Raw genomic sequence first — 14,330 nt, 5'->3', positions numbered from 1 at the left:
GAACGACGGGCGTGCCGGGAGGCGCGCGGGTCGTACGTCGACGAGGTCCGCGGGTCGTACGTCGACGATCTCCGCGGTTCTGCGGCGTAAGGCAAGGGCAGGGTTTCGCGCCGATCACCTCGGGAGGCAGGCGCGGAGGCGGCTTGAACTCGGCGACGATCGTCGGGACGCGCCAGCCTCCCCTACAATGTGTGTGTTGTGTGTGTTGTGTGTGTGGAGGCGGAGGGCTGAATGAAGGCAGGACGCGGATTCCCGATCGGCGCGCGGCTGCTCGCGATCGTCCTGGCGATGACGCTGTTCATGCTCGGCGCGACGATCGTGCTCAGCGCGCGCTCGGAGGCGGCGCTGCTCGACGAGACGCGCGCCCAACTCGAGTCGCTCTCCAAGGCGCTGCAGATCAGCGTCCAGCAGCTCACCGCCGGCGGCGAGAGCGACGACACGCTCCTCGAGGACTACGTCCAGCGCCTCTCGCGCCGCGGCGTGCACGAAATCTCGATCCTGAGCAACGACAAGCAGGTCGTCGCCTCGTCCGACAAGAGCAAGGTGGGGACGCGCCTCGGCGCGCCGCGCCGCGGCCCGCTGATCATCACCGGCACCCTCGGCGGCGGCCCCGCCCAGGCCTCCGACCGCACCGTGCAGGAACTCGACATCCCGATCGTCGTGGACGACGTCAAGCGCGGCTACGTGCGGCTCAACCTCGTCCTCGACAACTACGAGGCGGTGATCCGCCGCGGCTTCATGCTGCGGCTCGCGGCGCTCGGCGCCGTCTTCGCGTTCGGCTTCGTCGGCGTGGCGGTCCTCGCGCGGCGGATGACGCGCGACGTCGACCGTCTCGCCGCGGCGGCGCGCGGCGTCGGCGCCGGCGAGATCCCGGCCCCCGTCCCGACCGACCGCCGCGACGAGATCGGCCGGCTCGTCGGCGCGTTCAACGTGATGGTCGAGCGGCTGCGCGAGCGGCGCGAACTCGAGACGCGCCTGCGCCGCGCGGAGCGACTCTCCGCGCTCGGCCAACTCGCGGGCGCGATGGCCCACGAGGTGCGGAACCCGCTCAACCTTCTCAGCCTCACGCTGGACCACGTCGCCGAGGCGTACGTTCCCGCCGACCCCGCCGCGGCCGCGGAGTGCCGCCGGCTGCTCGGCGGCGCGCGGGAGGAGCTGCGCCGCGTGGACCGCCTCGTGCGCGAGTTCCTCGACTACGGCCGCCCGCCGCGCCTCGAGTTGCGGCGCTGCGCGGTGGAGGAGATCGTCGAGGAGGCGCGCGGGCGCGTCGCCGCGGACGCGGAACGGCGCGGCGTCGATCTGCGCGCCGAGGTCGAGCCCGGCCTGCCGGAGATCGAGGCCGACCCGCTGGCGATCGGCGCCTGCCTCGTCAACCTGCTGCAGAACGCGCTGCAGGCGACGCCGCCGGGCGGCCGCGTGACGGTGCGCGCCGCGCGGCTCGGCGAGGCGGCGCGGATCGAGGTGCGCGACACCGGCGCCGGGATCGCCGCGGAGGACCTCGAGCGGATCTTCGAGCCGTACTTCTCGAAGCGCGAAGGAGGCGTCGGGCTCGGCCTGGCGATCGCGCAGCGGATCGTCGAGGAGCACGGGGGCGCGGTGCGGGCGTCGTCGGCGCCCGGCGAAGGAGCGACGTTCGTGGTCGAGCTGCCGTGGGAGGCGCGTCGATGAGCCAGTGCGGCGGAAGGGTCCTCGTCGTCGAGGACGAGCCGCGGCAGCGGGAGATCCTGCAGCTCGTCCTCGAGCGGGAAGGGCACGAGGTCGTCGTCGCGGAGAGCGCCGAGCGCGCCGCCGCGCTGATCCGCGCCGCCGCGCCCGACGTGCTGCTGACCGACCTGCGGCTGCCGGGGAAGGACGGCATCTGGCTGCTCGAGGAGACGGCGCGCATCGCCCCCGGCACGGGGACGATCCTCGTCACCGCGCACGGCACGATCGACAACGCGGTCGAGGCGATGAAGAAGGGCGCCTTCGACTACCTGACGAAGCCGCTGGAGCGCGCGGCGGTCGTCCTCGCCGTGCGCCGCGCGCTGGAGAAGACGCGCCTCGTGCGGGAGAACGCCGCGCTGAAGCAGCAGCTGGCCGACCGCTTCGCGCTGCCGAACATCGTCGGCGAGCACGGCTCGATGCAGGACGTCGCGCGCCTCGTGGCGAAGGTCGCGCCGAGCGGCGCGAGCGTGCTGATCGTCGGCGAGTCGGGGACCGGCAAGGAGCTCGTCGCCCGCGCGATCCACTACGCCTCGCCGCGCCGCGGGCGCGAGATGCTGGCGCTCAACTGCGCCGCGCTGCCGGAGACGCTGCTGGAGAGCGAGCTGTTCGGCCACGAGAAGGGGGCGTTCACCGGCGCCGAGGCGCGCAAGATCGGCCTCTTCGAGCAGGCCCACGGCTCGACCCTTTTCCTCGACGAGGTCGGCGACCTCTCGCCGCTCACGCAGGCGAAGCTGCTGCGCGCGCTGCAGGAGGGGGAGATCCGGCGCCTCGGCGGCGACGCCGTCGTCTCGGTCGACGTGCGGATCGTCGCCGCGACGAACCGCGACCTGGCGCGGCTGATCGCCGAAGGGCGCTTCCGCGAGGACCTCTTCTACCGGCTCAACGTGGTGACGATCGCCCTCCCCGCGCTGCGCGAGCGCCGGACCGACGTCCCGCTGCTCGTCCGGCACTTCCTCGGCCGCCGCGCCGCGGAGGCCGGACGCGCGCCGCGCCTCGCCGACGACGCGCTGGCGGCGCTCGTGCGCTACGACTGGCCGGGGAACGTGCGGCAGCTCGAGTCGGTCGTCGAGCGGGCCGCGCTCCTCGCCGAGGGGGACGAGATCACGCTCGGCGACCTGCCGCAGGAGATCCGCCGCCCGCCCGATCCGACGGTTCCGGGGTTCACGCTCCCGGACGAGGGGATCCGCTTCGAGGAGCTCGAGCGCGGGCTGATCGTCGCCGCGCTGGCCAAGGCCGGCACCGTCTCCGGCGCCGCGCGCCTGCTCGGCCTGACCCGCCGCACGCTGCAGTACCGGATGGAGAAGTTCGGCGTGCCGTCCCCTGCACCATTTGGGGCGCCCCTTGCCCCAGATGGTGAACCGGACGAGGACGAACCGGCCTGAGTGCGGCCGGCCGCCCGGCCTCCGCGGGGCGCGGATCGAGGCGGAACTGACTGTCGGCGCGGCATTTGCCCACGGCGGGGCGGCCGCGTGGCCGAGGTGGCAAGCGGCTTGCTCTAGTCCTCCGTGCACGGCGGCGAATCCCGCCGCGCATGGAGGATTGGACCGATGAGCAAGCTCGCGATGTTCGGCGTTGCGTCCCTTCTCGGCCTCGGCCTGGCCGGCGCGGCGTTCGCCGCGGACCAGCCGAAGCCGGCCGCTCCGGCGAAGCCGGCGGCGACCGCCCCGGCGAAGCACGACAAGGCCTCGCACATGGTCGCCGAGGTCGTCTCGGTGAACGGCCAGACGCTCGTGGTCAAGGAGAGCGTGAAGGGCCAGGCGAAGGAAGTCACGCTGACCGTGGACGCCGGCGCGAAGATCGTCGTCGGCGGCAAGCCCGCGAAGCTCGAAGACCTGAAGGCCGGCGACTCGGTGACCGTGAAGTACACCAAGTCCGGCGACGCGATGTTGGTCCACCAAGTGGTGGTCCACAAGGCGAAGAAGTAGAAGTCTTCCTCCCCCCTATTCTCTTTTTCGCCGGCGCGGGGCGGGCCTCTTGGTCCGTCCCGCGTTTTCTCTTTCCGGGCCCGGCGCGCGGCGGCCTCGCGCCCCGTCCGGCGTTCCTTCTCGCGGCGTCAGTACTCGTCGAAGATCCGCTGCACCTCGCGCGCGTCGGTCGTCTTGGTCAGCGCGAGCGTCAGCAGCACGCGCGCCTTCTGCGGCGAGAGCGCCCCGCTGGCGACGAAGTCGAAGGCGTCGTCGTCCACCTCGCCGTTGCGCGCGACGACCCCTTCGGGGACGCGCGACGAGCGGACGACGACGATCCCGCGGCGCCGCGCTTCGGCGAGCGCCGGGCGCGCGTCGAGCGGCACGCTGCCGTTTCCGACGCCGGCGAAGACGATCCCCTTCGCGCCGGCCGCGATCGCGGCGTCGACCGCCCAGCGCCCCGCGCCGGCGTAGGCGGTCACGATCTCGACCCGCGGCAGGGCGTCGAGCCCCGCGACGTCGAACTCCGAGTTCGTGGTGTGCCGCCGCGCGGTCGCGCGCAGGAAGACCGGCTTCCCCCCGACCATGTAGCCGAGGAAGCCGAGCTCCGGCGCGCGGAACGTCCCGAGCGTGCCGCGGTTGGTCTTCGTCGCGTCGCGCGCGGCGTTGATCTCGTCGTTGAGGCAGACGAGGACGCCGCGGCCCCGCGCCTCGGGAACCCCGGCGAGCCGCACGGCGTTGTACAGGTTGAGCGGACCGTCGGCGGAGAGGGCCGTCGGCGGGCGCATCGCGCCGACGAGCACGACCGGCTTCTCGCTCTTGAGGACGAGGTCGAGGAAGTAGGCCGTCTCCTCGAGCGTGTCGGTGCCGTGGGTCACCACGACGCCGTCCACGTCCGGGCGCGCGAGCAGTTCGCCGGCGCGGCGCGCGAGCGCGAGCCAGTGGGCGGGCGTTATGTTCTCGCTCGCGAGCTGGAAGACCTGCTCGGCGCGGACGTCGGCCGCCTCCCGCAGCTCGGGGAGGGCGGCGACGAGCTGCTCGACCGGGGCGGTCGCGGCCTTGTAGCCGACGGTCGTCGTGCTGCTCGCGCCGCTGCCGGCGATCGTCCCGCCGGTGGCGAGGATCGCGACGCGCGGCCGCGGCGGCGCGGCGGGCGCGGCCGGAACGGCCTGCGCGGAGGCGGGGACGAGGGCCGCGGCGAGCGCGGCGACGAGGAGCGCGAGGCGCGACATGGTGTCCATGGCCGCAGAATACGGCGCCCGCGTCGCGCGCGGCGTAAGATCCGTCCCGCCGCGCGCCTGCATGTTCCGCGCAAGGATCAAACCGATGAATCTGCTCAAAGGGGCCGCCGCGCTCGGCGCCGCCGCCTCTTTCCTCTTTGCCGCGGCCCCCGCCGCGGCCGACGACCACAAGGCCTACGGCATCGGACCGTGGGGACTGACCTACTCCTACTACCGGGCGGCCGACTACGGGCCGGAGCGCCCGCTCGAGGACCTCGCGGCGGAGCTCCGCCTGCCGCGCGACCTCGAAGGGCGACTGGCCGGAGCCCGGCTGCTCGTCGTCAAGGACCTGCGCCGCGCCGAGCTCTGGGTCGGCTCGACGATGGTCAAGGCGTACCGCATCCAGCTCAGCCAGCGCTCGCGCGGGACGAAGGAACACCGCGCCGACCAGCGGACGCCGGAAGGGGAGTACTACGTCTGCGACCGCGAGCCGTCGAAGTACTACCGCGGCCTCTGGCTGAGCTACCCCAACCGCGAGGACGCCGCGCGCGGCCTCGCCTCGGGCCGGCTGACGCAGGCGCAGTTCGACGAGATCGCCGCGGCGATCGACATGGGTGCCTGCCCGCCGCAGGACACGAAGCTGGGCGGGCTGCTGCTGATCCACGGGCAGCAGGGGTCGCTGACCCGCCAGTACCGCCGCGCGCCGGCGCGCCGCGCCGGGCTGCGGGCCGGGGACGCCGATCCGCGCGCCTACTCGATGTACTTCGACTGGACCGCGGGCTGCATCGCGATGTTCAACGGCGACGTCCGCGAGGTCTACGACAATCTGCCGGCCCGGGCCAAGGTGACGATCGTCGGCGACGGGCCGCTGACCAGGCCGCTCTCGGCGGATCGGATCCAGGCGCTGCGGGCCGCGGCGCCGGCCGTTTCCGCCCCGCCGGACGCGCCGCCCGCGTCGGCGCCGCAAGGCACTTCGCCCGCCGGCGCGCAGCAGGGAGCTCCGCCCGCGTCGGCACCGCAAGGCGCGTCGCCCGCCGGCGCGACCGCTCCGTCCTATGCCGCCGTCCCCGCTCCCGCGCCCGCCCGCCGCGGCCGCCGCGGCGCGGCCGCCCCGGCCGAGTTCCCGCCTCCCGGCCCGCTCGCCCCGCCGCTCGCCGTCGCCCTCCTCGCGCCCGAGGACGTCGTCGTCGTCCCGCCGATTTCTCCGTCGCCTTTTGGTCCGACGCCGTCAACCCCCGACCCGATGCGCGCGTCTCGTTTCGCGAGCCTCTACGCCAACAGCGGCGCGGCCGCGACGGAATCGTCCGCGGCGGCCCCGCGGCCGCGCCGTCGGCGGAGCAAGAAGGCGGCTCCCGTCGCGACGAAGCCCGCCGCGAAGGGCAAGGCCGCCTCGGCGGCGAAGCCTGCCGCCGCGGAAAAGAAGCGGTAGACTTCGGACCATTGCGCGGCCTCCTGCCCGGGAGGCGCGCCTGCGCCGAGAGTCGGCAACCGCCTGCGCACTCTTGAAAGGCGCGACCATGACCGAGTCCATCGGCGACAGCGCGACGCCACCCAGGGTCAGCGTCGTCGTTCCTTGCTACAACAGGGCCGAACTTCTCGACGCGGCGCTCCGGTCCGTCGCGGCGCAGACGTTCCGCGACTTCGAGATCGTCGTCGTGGACGACGGCTCGACCGACGGGACGCCGCTCGTCCTCGCGGAGTGGGAACGGCGGGGCGCGCGGGTGCTGCGCCAGGCCAACCGCGGCCCGTCGGCGGCCCGCAACAACGGCGTCCGCGCGGCGCGCGGGGAACTGCTCGCGTTCCTCGACTCCGACGACCTCTGGCGGCGGACCTACCTCGAGGAGATCGTCGCGGTCTTCGACGAGCGCCCCGAGGTGGGGCTCGTCGCGCCGGCCTTCCAGACGATGCACGCCGACGGGCGGCCGACCCGCCGCCTCGTGGGGAAGAAATCCCCGGGCCCGGTCTACACGACGCGGACGCTGCTGCAGGGCGACGTCGGGACGATCATCAACCCGGTCATCCGGCGCGAGCTGTTCCTCGCCGTCGGCGGGTACGACGAGACGCTGCGGAGCGGCGAGGACTGCGACCTCTGGCTGCGCCTGTCCTGCGCGGCGCCGATGCGCCACCTGCCGCGCCCGTTGATGCTCTACCGGCAGCACCCGGGCAACATCAGCCGCGACGTGCTGGTCAACGCGCGCTGCTGGCTCGCCCTGCTGGAGAAGCTGGAGCGGACGCAGACGCGGTTCGCGCGGGAGAACCGGGCGCTGCTTCGCCGCGCGGCGGCCAAGCAGCGGGTCCGTCTTGCCCGCGAGCTCTTCCTCCGGGACGGGGGGCCGGTCGTGCCCGGCGAGGCCCGGGCGGAGCTCCGCCGCGCGATCGCCGCCGATCCGCTCTACTTCAAGGCCCGCGCGGCGATGCTGCTCGCGGTCGTGCCGGGCGCCGCGGCCGCCTTCGGCCGGATGCGCGGCCTCGAGCTGGACCTTCGCCGCCGCTGGACCGAGACCGCGGCCTGCGCCTGGATCAACCGCCACCGCCGCGCCGTCCGCCCCTCCTGACCGCCCGCGGCGTCGTCCGCCGACCCCGGCCCCGCGGGTTGCCGGGCGTCGGCGGGGCGGTCTAACCTAATCGCCCCCGGGACCGCACGCGGCCCCTCTCTTCGGACCAATCCCCGTCGAAGCGCGGCCGTATCCCCCGCGGCCGCCCTCCCGACGCACCATGCGAGGTCTTCCCATGCCGACGCGCAACGAGCACCTCTTGGACCATCCCGACCACTTCGCCGACCGCCACGTCGGCCCGCGCGACGCGGACGTCGCCGCGATGCTGGCGGAACTCGGCGTCGCCTCCCTGGACGAGCTGATCGCCCAGACGGTCCCCGCGGGGATCCGCGCCGCCTCGCCGCTCGCGCTCCCCGCGCCGCTGTCGGAGTCCGCCGCCGTCGCGCGCCTGCGCGAACTCGCCGCGCGGAACCAGATCTGGCGCTCCTTCATCGGCACGGGCTACAGCGACTGCGTCACCCCGGCGCCGATCGTCCGCTACGTGCTCGAGAACCCCGGCTGGTACACGCAGTACACGCCGTATCAGGCGGAGATCTCGCAGGGGCGGCTCGAGGCGCTGCTCAACTTCCAGACGATGATCGCCGACCTCACCGGCCTGCCGATCGCCAACGCCTCGATGCTCGACGAAGGAACCGCCGCCGCCGAGGCGATGACCCTCTGCCGCCGCGCCGGGGCCAACAAGGACCACTCCGCCGTCTTCTTCGTCTCCGAGCGCTGCCACCCGCAGACGATCGCCGTCGTCAAGACGCGCGCCCTGCCGCTGGAGATCGAGGTCGTCGTCGGGAACCACGAGACGTGGGACTTCTCGCGCCCGACGTTCGGCGCCCTCGTCGAGTACCCCGCGACCTGCGGCGCGGTGCTCGACTACGCGCCGTTCGTCGCCAAGGCCCACGCCGCGAAGTGCGCGGTCGTCGTCGCCGCCGACCTGCTGGCGCTGACGCTGCTCAAGTCGCCGGGCGAGATCGGCGCCGACGTCGCCGTCGGCTCCAGCCAGCGCTTCGGCGTGCCGCTCAGCTACGGCGGCCCGCACGCCGGCTACATGGCGGCGCGCGAGGAGTTCAAGCGCCAGATCCCCGGCCGGATCATCGGCGTCTCCCGCGACGCGCAGGGGAAGCCGGCGCTGCGCCTCGCGCTGCAGACGCGCGAGCAGCACATCCGCCGCGAGAAGGCGACGAGCAACATCTGCACGGCGCAGGTGCTGCTGGCCGTGATGGCCTCGATGTACGCCGTCTACCACGGGCCGGAGGGGCTCAAGAAGATCGCCGGCCGCGTGCACCTGCTCGCCGAGACGCTGCGCGGCGCGCTGCGCGGCCTCGGCTGCGGCGTCGGCGACGGCGTCGTCTTCGACGCGCTGCGCGTCGTCCCCGGCCCGCGCCCGACGAGCGAGGTGCTCGAGGCGGCCGCCGGCAAGAAGATCAACCTGCGCGTGTTCGAGGACGGCGCGCTCGGCGTCGCGCTCGACGAGGCGACGACGGCCGCCGACCTGCAGGACCTCTACGAGGTCTTCGGCGGGCCGACGAAGCTCGACTGGGAAGCGCTCGCCGCGAGCGCCGCGGCCGAGTTCCCCGCCGGACTGCGCCGCGGGACGCCGTTCCTGCAGGAGAAGGTCTTCAACCGCTACCACTGCGAAATGGAGCTGATGCGCTACATCAAGTCGCTCGAGTCGCGCGACCTGTCGCTGGCGCAGGCGATGACGCCGCTCGGCTCCTGCACGATGAAGCTGAACGGCGCGGCCGAGATGTTCGCCATCACCTGGCCGGAGTTCGCGAAGCTCCACCCGTTCGCCCCGGCCGAGCAGGCCGCCGGCTACCAGGAGCTGGCCGCCGAGCTGACCCGCTGGCTGACGACGATCACCGGCTTCCACGCCGCCACGCTGATGCCGAACTCCGGCGCGGCGGGCGAGTACACGGGGCTGCAGGTGATCCGCGCCTACCACCACTCGCGCGGCGACGCGCGGCGCAGGGTCTGCATCATCCCCGAGTCGGCGCACGGCACGAACCCGGCCAGCGCCGCGCTCGCCGGGATGGAGGTCGTGCCGGTCAAGTGCAACGAGCGGGGCGACATCGACGTCGACGACCTCAAGGCGAAGGCCGAGGCGCACCGCGACACGCTGGCCGCGCTGATGGTCACCTACCCCTCGACGCACGGCGTCTTCGAGGAGGGGATCAAGACGATCTGCAAGATCGTCCACGACAACGGCGGCCAGGTCTACGTGGACGGCGCGAACATGAACGCGCTCGTCGGCCTCTGCCGGCCGGCCGACTTCGGCGGCGACCTCTGCCACCTCAACCTGCACAAGACCTTCTCGATCCCCCACGGCGGCGGCGGCCCGGGCGTCGGCCCGATCTGCGTCGCCAAGCACCTCGCGCCGTTCCTCCCCAAGCACCCGGTCGTGCCGACCGGCGGCGAGCGCGGCATCGGCGCCGTCGCCTCCGGCCCGATGGGCAGCGCGGGCGTCCTGCCGATCCCCTACGCCTACATCGCGATGATGGGGACGAAGGGGCTGGAGAAGGCGACGAAGACGGCGATCCTCAACGCCAACTACCTCGCCGTGAAGCTCGCGCCGCACTTCCCGATCGTCTACACGGGGAAGAACGGGCGCGTGGCGCACGAGTGCATCATCGACCTCAAGCCGGTCAAGCAGGCGGCGGGGATCGAGGCCGACGACATCGCCAAGCGGCTGATGGACTACGGCTTCCACGCCCCGACGATGTCCTGGCCGGTCCACGACTCGCTGATGATCGAGCCGACGGAGAGCGAGTCGAAGGAGGAGCTCGACCGCTTCGTCGAGGCGATGGTGATGATCCGCGAGGAGATCCGCGAGATCGAGGAAGGGAAGGCCGACCGGGCGGACAACCTGCTGAAGAACGCGCCGCACACCGCGGCCGTCTGCGCGGCCGACGACTGGAAGCACCCCTACAGCCGCGAGCGCGCCGCCTTCCCGACCCAGTTCACCAAGGAACGCAAGTTCTGGCCCTACGTCGGCCGCGTGGACAACGTCGCCGGCGACCGCAACCTCGTCTGCACCTGCATGGGCTGACCGGCGAAGCCGGTGGGAGGACGTATGCCGCGCCGTTCTTGGATCGTCCGGGCCGCCTTCGCGGCCCTGCCGCTCGTCGCCGCGCTCGCCGCGGGAGGATCCGCGATGGCCGATGCCGCGAAGCCGGCCCCGACCGTGGACGAAGCGAAGCGCTTCGTCGCGCAGGCCGAGGCGCGTCTGCTCGACCTCTGGGTGCGCGGGCAGCGCGCCGACTGGGTCAACAACACCTACATCACCGACGACACGGAGATCCTCTCCGCGCAGGCCAACGAGGCGATCATCGCCGAGACGACGGCGATGGCCCAGGCGGCGACCCGCTTCGACGGGATGAAGCTGCCGCCCGACGTCGCGCGCAAGCTGAAGCTGCTCAAGCTCTCGCTCGTGATGCCCGCGCCGAACTCGCCGCGGCTGCGCGAGGAGGAGACGCGGATCGTCACCTCGATGCAGAGCGACTACGGCAAGGGGAAGTACTGCCCCAAGCCGGGCGTCTGCTACGACCTCGGCCAGCTCGAGGAGATCATGGCCTCGAGCCGCGACCCGAAGCAGCTGCTCGACGCCTGGGAGGGGTGGCGCACGATCAGCCCGCCGATGCGCGACCGCTACAAGCGCTTCGTCGAGCTCTCGAACCAAGGGGCGCGCGACCTCGGCTTCGCCGACACCGGCGCGCTCTGGCGCTCGAAGTACGACATGTCGCCCGACGAGTTCTCCGCCGAGGTGGACCGGCTGTGGGGCCAGGTGCAGCCGCTCTACACCGCGCTCCACTGCTACGTGCGCGGCAAGCTGCAGGAGAAGTACGGCAAGGAGCTCGTGCCGGACGGCAAGCCGATCCCCGCGCACCTGCTGGGCAACATGTGGGCCCAGAGCTGGGAGAACGTCTACGACCTCGTGAAGCCGCCGCAGCAGGGGAGCACGGTGGACCTGACCGCGCTCGTCCAGGGGCGGAAGATGGACGCGAAGGAGATGGTCCGCACGGGCGAGCGGTTCTTCATGTCGCTCGGCCTTCCCGCGCTGCCGGAGACGTTCTGGGAGCGGTCGATGCTGGTCAAGCCGCGCGACCGCGAGGTCGTCTGCCACGCCAGCGCCTGGGACGTCGACTACCTCGACGACATCCGCCTCAAGATGTGCATCAAGACGGACGGCGAGGACTTCGTCACGGTCCACCACGAACTGGGGCACAACTACTACCAGCGGGCCTACAAGAACCAGACGCCGCTGTTCCGCGACAGCGCGAACGACGGCTTCCACGAGGCGCTCGGCGACACGCTGGCCCTCTCGATCACCCCGGCCTACCTCGCCAAGATCGGCTTCCTGCCGAGCGAGCCGAAGGACGCCAACGACGTCGACCTGCTGCTGCGGCGGGCGCTGGAGAAGGTCTCCTTCCTGCCGTTCGGCCTGATGGTCGACCAGTGGCGCTGGCAGGTCTTCTCGGGGAAGGTGACCCCCGACCACTACAATCAGGCGTGGTGGGACTTGGCGCGCAAGTACCAGGGGATCGCGCCGCCGGTCGCGCGGAGCGAGAAGGACTTCGATCCGGGCGCCAAGTACCACGTCGCGGCGAACGTGCCGTACGCGCGGTACTTCCTCGCCCACCTGCTCCAGTTCCAGTTCCACCGCGCGCTCTCCGAGGCGGCCGGGCAGACCGGACCGCTGCACCGCCGCACGATCTACGGCAGCAAGGCGGCGGGGGAGCGGCTCAACGCGATGATGGAGATGGGGCAGTCGAAGCCTTGGCCGGAAGCGCTCAAGGCGATGACCGGCTCCGACAAGATGGACGCTTCGGCGGTCCTCGACTACTTCGCGCCGCTGAAGAAGTGGCTCGACGAACAGAACAAGGGTCGCGCCTGCGGCTGGGACTGACGGCGCGTCCTCTGCGGTCTCGAGGCGGCCCCCGGCGCATCGCGTCGGGGGCCGTTTCCGACTCGCCGGCCCTTCCTCGCGGCGACGTGTAGGGGAGGCTGGCGCGTCCCGACGATCGCAGGACCGCGCAAGGTTCCTCCGCGCCTGCCTCCCGACGAAGACATCGCGCAACGTTGCTTTTTGGGCGTTGAACGGCGAGGCGGCGCGAGGTTCGCGTCAAGCCGCCGTTGGTTTGACGATCGTCGCGGCGCGCCCGATCAGCGGGGATCGTCCGGGAGTTCGACGTCGGGCTCGACGTGGACGACGACGTCGGCGTTCGCGTAGGCCGCGCGCACGCGGGCCTCGGCGACGTCGGCCGCGGCGTGGGCCAGGGAGAGCGGCACGTCGGCCGGGGCCACCAGCGTGAGGTCCACGAAGAGGACCGGACCGCTTCGGCGCACGCGGACGCGGCGCACCGCGACCGCGTTCGGTACGTCGCGCAGCAGCTCCGCGATCTTCTGCGCGACGCGCGGCGGCGTGGCGTCCACGAGGTCGTCGATCGCCTTGCGCCCGAGGCGGACGCTGACCCAGACGACGATCAGCGCCACGCCGAGCGCGGCGACGGCGTCGGCGCTCTCGAGCCACGGCGCGCCGAGGCGCGGCGCTGCGACGACGGCGAACAGTCCGAGGAGCACGACCGCCGACGACCAGACGTCGGTCGAGAAGTGGAGCGCGTCCGCCTCGAGCGCTTGGCTCTTGTGGCGCCGCGCGGCGCGGGCGAGCGCCCGGGAGCGGGAGAGGTCGACGCCGATCGAGAGAAGCACGGTCGCGAAGGCCCAGACGTTGGCCTGAACGTGCGCGCCTCCGGACGCGAGCCGCTGGATCGCCTCGGAGAAGATCCAGACGCACGTCGCCAAGAGGAGCAGCGTCTCGAACAGCGCGGAGAGGTTCTCGAACTTCCCGTGCCCGTAGGCGTGGCGGCGGTCCGCGGGCCGCGCCGCGGCGCGCACCGCCCAGAGGGTCATCCCCGCGGCGGCGAGGTCGAGCGCCGAGTGCGCGGCTTCGGAGAGGATCCCGAGGCTGTTCGTCCAGAGGCCGACGCCGAGCTTCGTGCCGGTGAGCAGCACGGCGGCGGCCAAGGACGACGCGGCGACGAGCGTCTTCTCGCGGTCGGCGCGCGCGGCGGTCTCGGCGGCGTTGTGACGTTCCGCGCCCATACACAGGATCGTATGCTGCAAATCTTTTGTCGCCACTGGAAAACTAACCCAACAGACGAGTTGCGTTCTCGCTGCGGGACACGCGGCGCCGGCGCCTCTGTTCCGACGTCGTGATCCCCGCGCCCAGCCGGCGAACGGGTCAGGGCTTCGCGCCTGCGGGGGCGGATCGGGCCGGGAAGACGACCGTGAGGAGGTAGGCCATGAGCCGGTCGCGCGACCGCTCGCGGAACGCCTTGTATTCGGGAACGAGATCCTCGCCCAACATGTGGAGGAAGATCGCCTCGTCGAGGTAGCCCGCCTTCTCGGCGCGCTGCATCAACGACCAGAACGGCGCGTTGGCTTTCGGCTTCGCATTCATCGCCTTGAGGACGAAGAGGACGTTCGCGCGCTTGATCTCGAGCGGCGTCGCCGGCGTGCCGACCTTCGTCGTCTCGCCGCTCGCCGCCTTGTCCGCGTCGGCGACCGCCGACCCCATGCCCAGCGCATAGGCGAAGAAGAGCGCCCCGTCTCCCTCCTCCCCCGCGTTCCCCATCGCGAAGGGGAGGTCGACCGAGACGGTGGTCTTCCCGCCATTCTGCGCCGCGCTCTTCTTCACCTCCGGCAACCGCGCGCGCCGCCGCAGGCAGTCGCGCCCCGCGGCCGACGCGTCGTCGCGCAGACGCGCCCACGCGTGTTCCAGCGTCGGGTTGCCCAGCAAGGCCAAGGCATCGGCGTGCAGCGCCTCGTCCGCGTTGCCGAGCTTGCGCTCCGCGTCGGCGAGAAACCGCGCCGCCTGGCGGTTCCACGGGTCGGCCTCGACGGCGCGGGCGAAGATCGTCTTGGCCATGGCGAAGTCGCCGGCCGCGAAGAAGGCG

10 protein-coding genes are annotated in these 14,330 nt (G+C 72.6%); 7 read left to right on the top strand and 3 right to left on the bottom strand.

The window, feature by feature from the left end:
* Positions 1-231: 231 nt before the first annotated feature.
* The 3 genes from LLG88_13295 (at position 232) to LLG88_13285 (ending at position 3,629) form a co-directional block, all read left to right on the top strand.
* Positions 232-1,668 (top strand): HAMP domain-containing protein, encoded by a 1,437-nt coding sequence (locus LLG88_13295; protein MCE5247882.1) that lies wholly within the window; start codon positions 232-234, stop codon positions 1,666-1,668.
* Complete coding sequence (locus LLG88_13290) at positions 1,665-3,086, top strand: sigma-54 dependent transcriptional regulator (protein MCE5247881.1); 1,422 nt, start codon at positions 1,665-1,667, stop codon at positions 3,084-3,086. Before LLG88_13295 ends, LLG88_13290 begins: the two co-directional genes overlap by 4 nt.
* A gap of 165 nt (positions 3,087-3,251) precedes the next feature.
* Positions 3,252-3,629 carry a hypothetical protein gene (locus tag LLG88_13285; GenBank protein ID MCE5247880.1) on the top strand — a complete coding sequence of 126 codons (378 nt, stop codon included), beginning with the start codon at positions 3,252-3,254 and terminating at the stop codon, positions 3,627-3,629.
* A 128-nt stretch (positions 3,630-3,757) separates the two neighbouring features.
* On the opposite strand, the gene LLG88_13280 is transcribed toward LLG88_13285, so the two are convergent.
* Positions 3,758-4,849, bottom strand: a complete 1,092-nt coding sequence (locus LLG88_13280; GenBank protein MCE5247879.1) for a type II asparaginase — start codon at positions 4,847-4,849, stop codon at positions 3,758-3,760.
* An 85-nt stretch (positions 4,850-4,934) separates the two neighbouring features.
* Here LLG88_13280 and LLG88_13275 point away from each other — a divergent pair, with 85 nt between their 5' ends.
* The 4 genes from LLG88_13275 to LLG88_13260 all read left to right on the top strand — a co-directional run bounded on the left by LLG88_13275 (position 4,935) and on the right by LLG88_13260 (position 12,280).
* Positions 4,935-6,257 (top strand): L,D-transpeptidase family protein, encoded by a 1,323-nt coding sequence (locus LLG88_13275; GenBank protein MCE5247878.1) that lies wholly within the window; start codon positions 4,935-4,937, stop codon positions 6,255-6,257.
* A gap of 88 nt (positions 6,258-6,345) precedes the next feature.
* Positions 6,346-7,383 (top strand): glycosyltransferase family 2 protein, encoded by a 1,038-nt coding sequence (locus LLG88_13270; protein ID MCE5247877.1) that lies wholly within the window; start codon positions 6,346-6,348, stop codon positions 7,381-7,383.
* A gap of 175 nt (positions 7,384-7,558) precedes the next feature.
* A complete protein-coding gene (gene gcvP / locus LLG88_13265) occupies positions 7,559-10,423 on the top strand; it encodes an aminomethyl-transferring glycine dehydrogenase (protein ID MCE5247876.1) in 2,865 nt (954 codons plus the stop codon).
* Positions 10,424-10,528: 105 nt separating this feature from the next.
* Complete coding sequence (locus tag LLG88_13260; GenBank protein MCE5247875.1) at positions 10,529-12,280, top strand: M2 family metallopeptidase; 1,752 nt, start codon at positions 10,529-10,531, stop codon at positions 12,278-12,280.
* 257 nt (positions 12,281-12,537) lie between these two features.
* Here LLG88_13260 and LLG88_13255 read toward each other — a convergent pair whose 3' ends face one another.
* Entirely contained in the window at positions 12,538-13,476 is a 939-nt protein-coding gene (locus LLG88_13255) for a cation diffusion facilitator family transporter (protein ID MCE5247874.1), read from the bottom strand.
* 139 nt (positions 13,477-13,615) lie between these two features.
* A partial coding sequence (locus tag LLG88_13250; GenBank protein ID MCE5247873.1) for a hypothetical protein occupies positions 13,616-14,330 on the bottom strand: 715 nt, incomplete at its 5' end.

The sequence above is a fragment of the bacterium genome (assembly GCA_021372775.1).
GTDB lineage: Bacteria > Acidobacteriota > Polarisedimenticolia > J045 > J045 > JAJFTU01.
This window is presented reverse-complemented; position numbering and strand designations above follow the sequence as displayed.

Bases quoted from the DNA above. Each gene is read 5' to 3' on its own strand.
- LLG88_13295 (MCE5247882.1), top strand. From the start codon at position 232: ATGAAGGCAGGACGCGGATTCCCGATCGGCGCGCGGCTGCTCGCGATC.
- LLG88_13290 (MCE5247881.1), top strand. From the start codon at position 1,665: ATGAGCCAGTGCGGCGGAAGGGTCCTCGTCGTCGAGGACGAGCCGCGG.
- LLG88_13285 (MCE5247880.1), top strand. From the start codon at position 3,252: ATGAGCAAGCTCGCGATGTTCGGCGTTGCGTCCCTTCTCGGCCTCGGC.
- LLG88_13280 (MCE5247879.1), bottom strand. From the start codon at position 4,849: ATGGACACCATGTCGCGCCTCGCGCTCCTCGTCGCCGCGCTCGCCGCG.
- LLG88_13275 (MCE5247878.1), top strand. From the start codon at position 4,935: ATGAATCTGCTCAAAGGGGCCGCCGCGCTCGGCGCCGCCGCCTCTTTC.
- LLG88_13270 (MCE5247877.1), top strand. From the start codon at position 6,346: ATGACCGAGTCCATCGGCGACAGCGCGACGCCACCCAGGGTCAGCGTC.
- gcvP (MCE5247876.1), top strand. From the start codon at position 7,559: ATGCCGACGCGCAACGAGCACCTCTTGGACCATCCCGACCACTTCGCC.
- LLG88_13260 (MCE5247875.1), top strand. From the start codon at position 10,529: ATGGCCGATGCCGCGAAGCCGGCCCCGACCGTGGACGAAGCGAAGCGC.
- LLG88_13255 (MCE5247874.1), bottom strand. From the start codon at position 13,476: ATGGGCGCGGAACGTCACAACGCCGCCGAGACCGCCGCGCGCGCCGAC.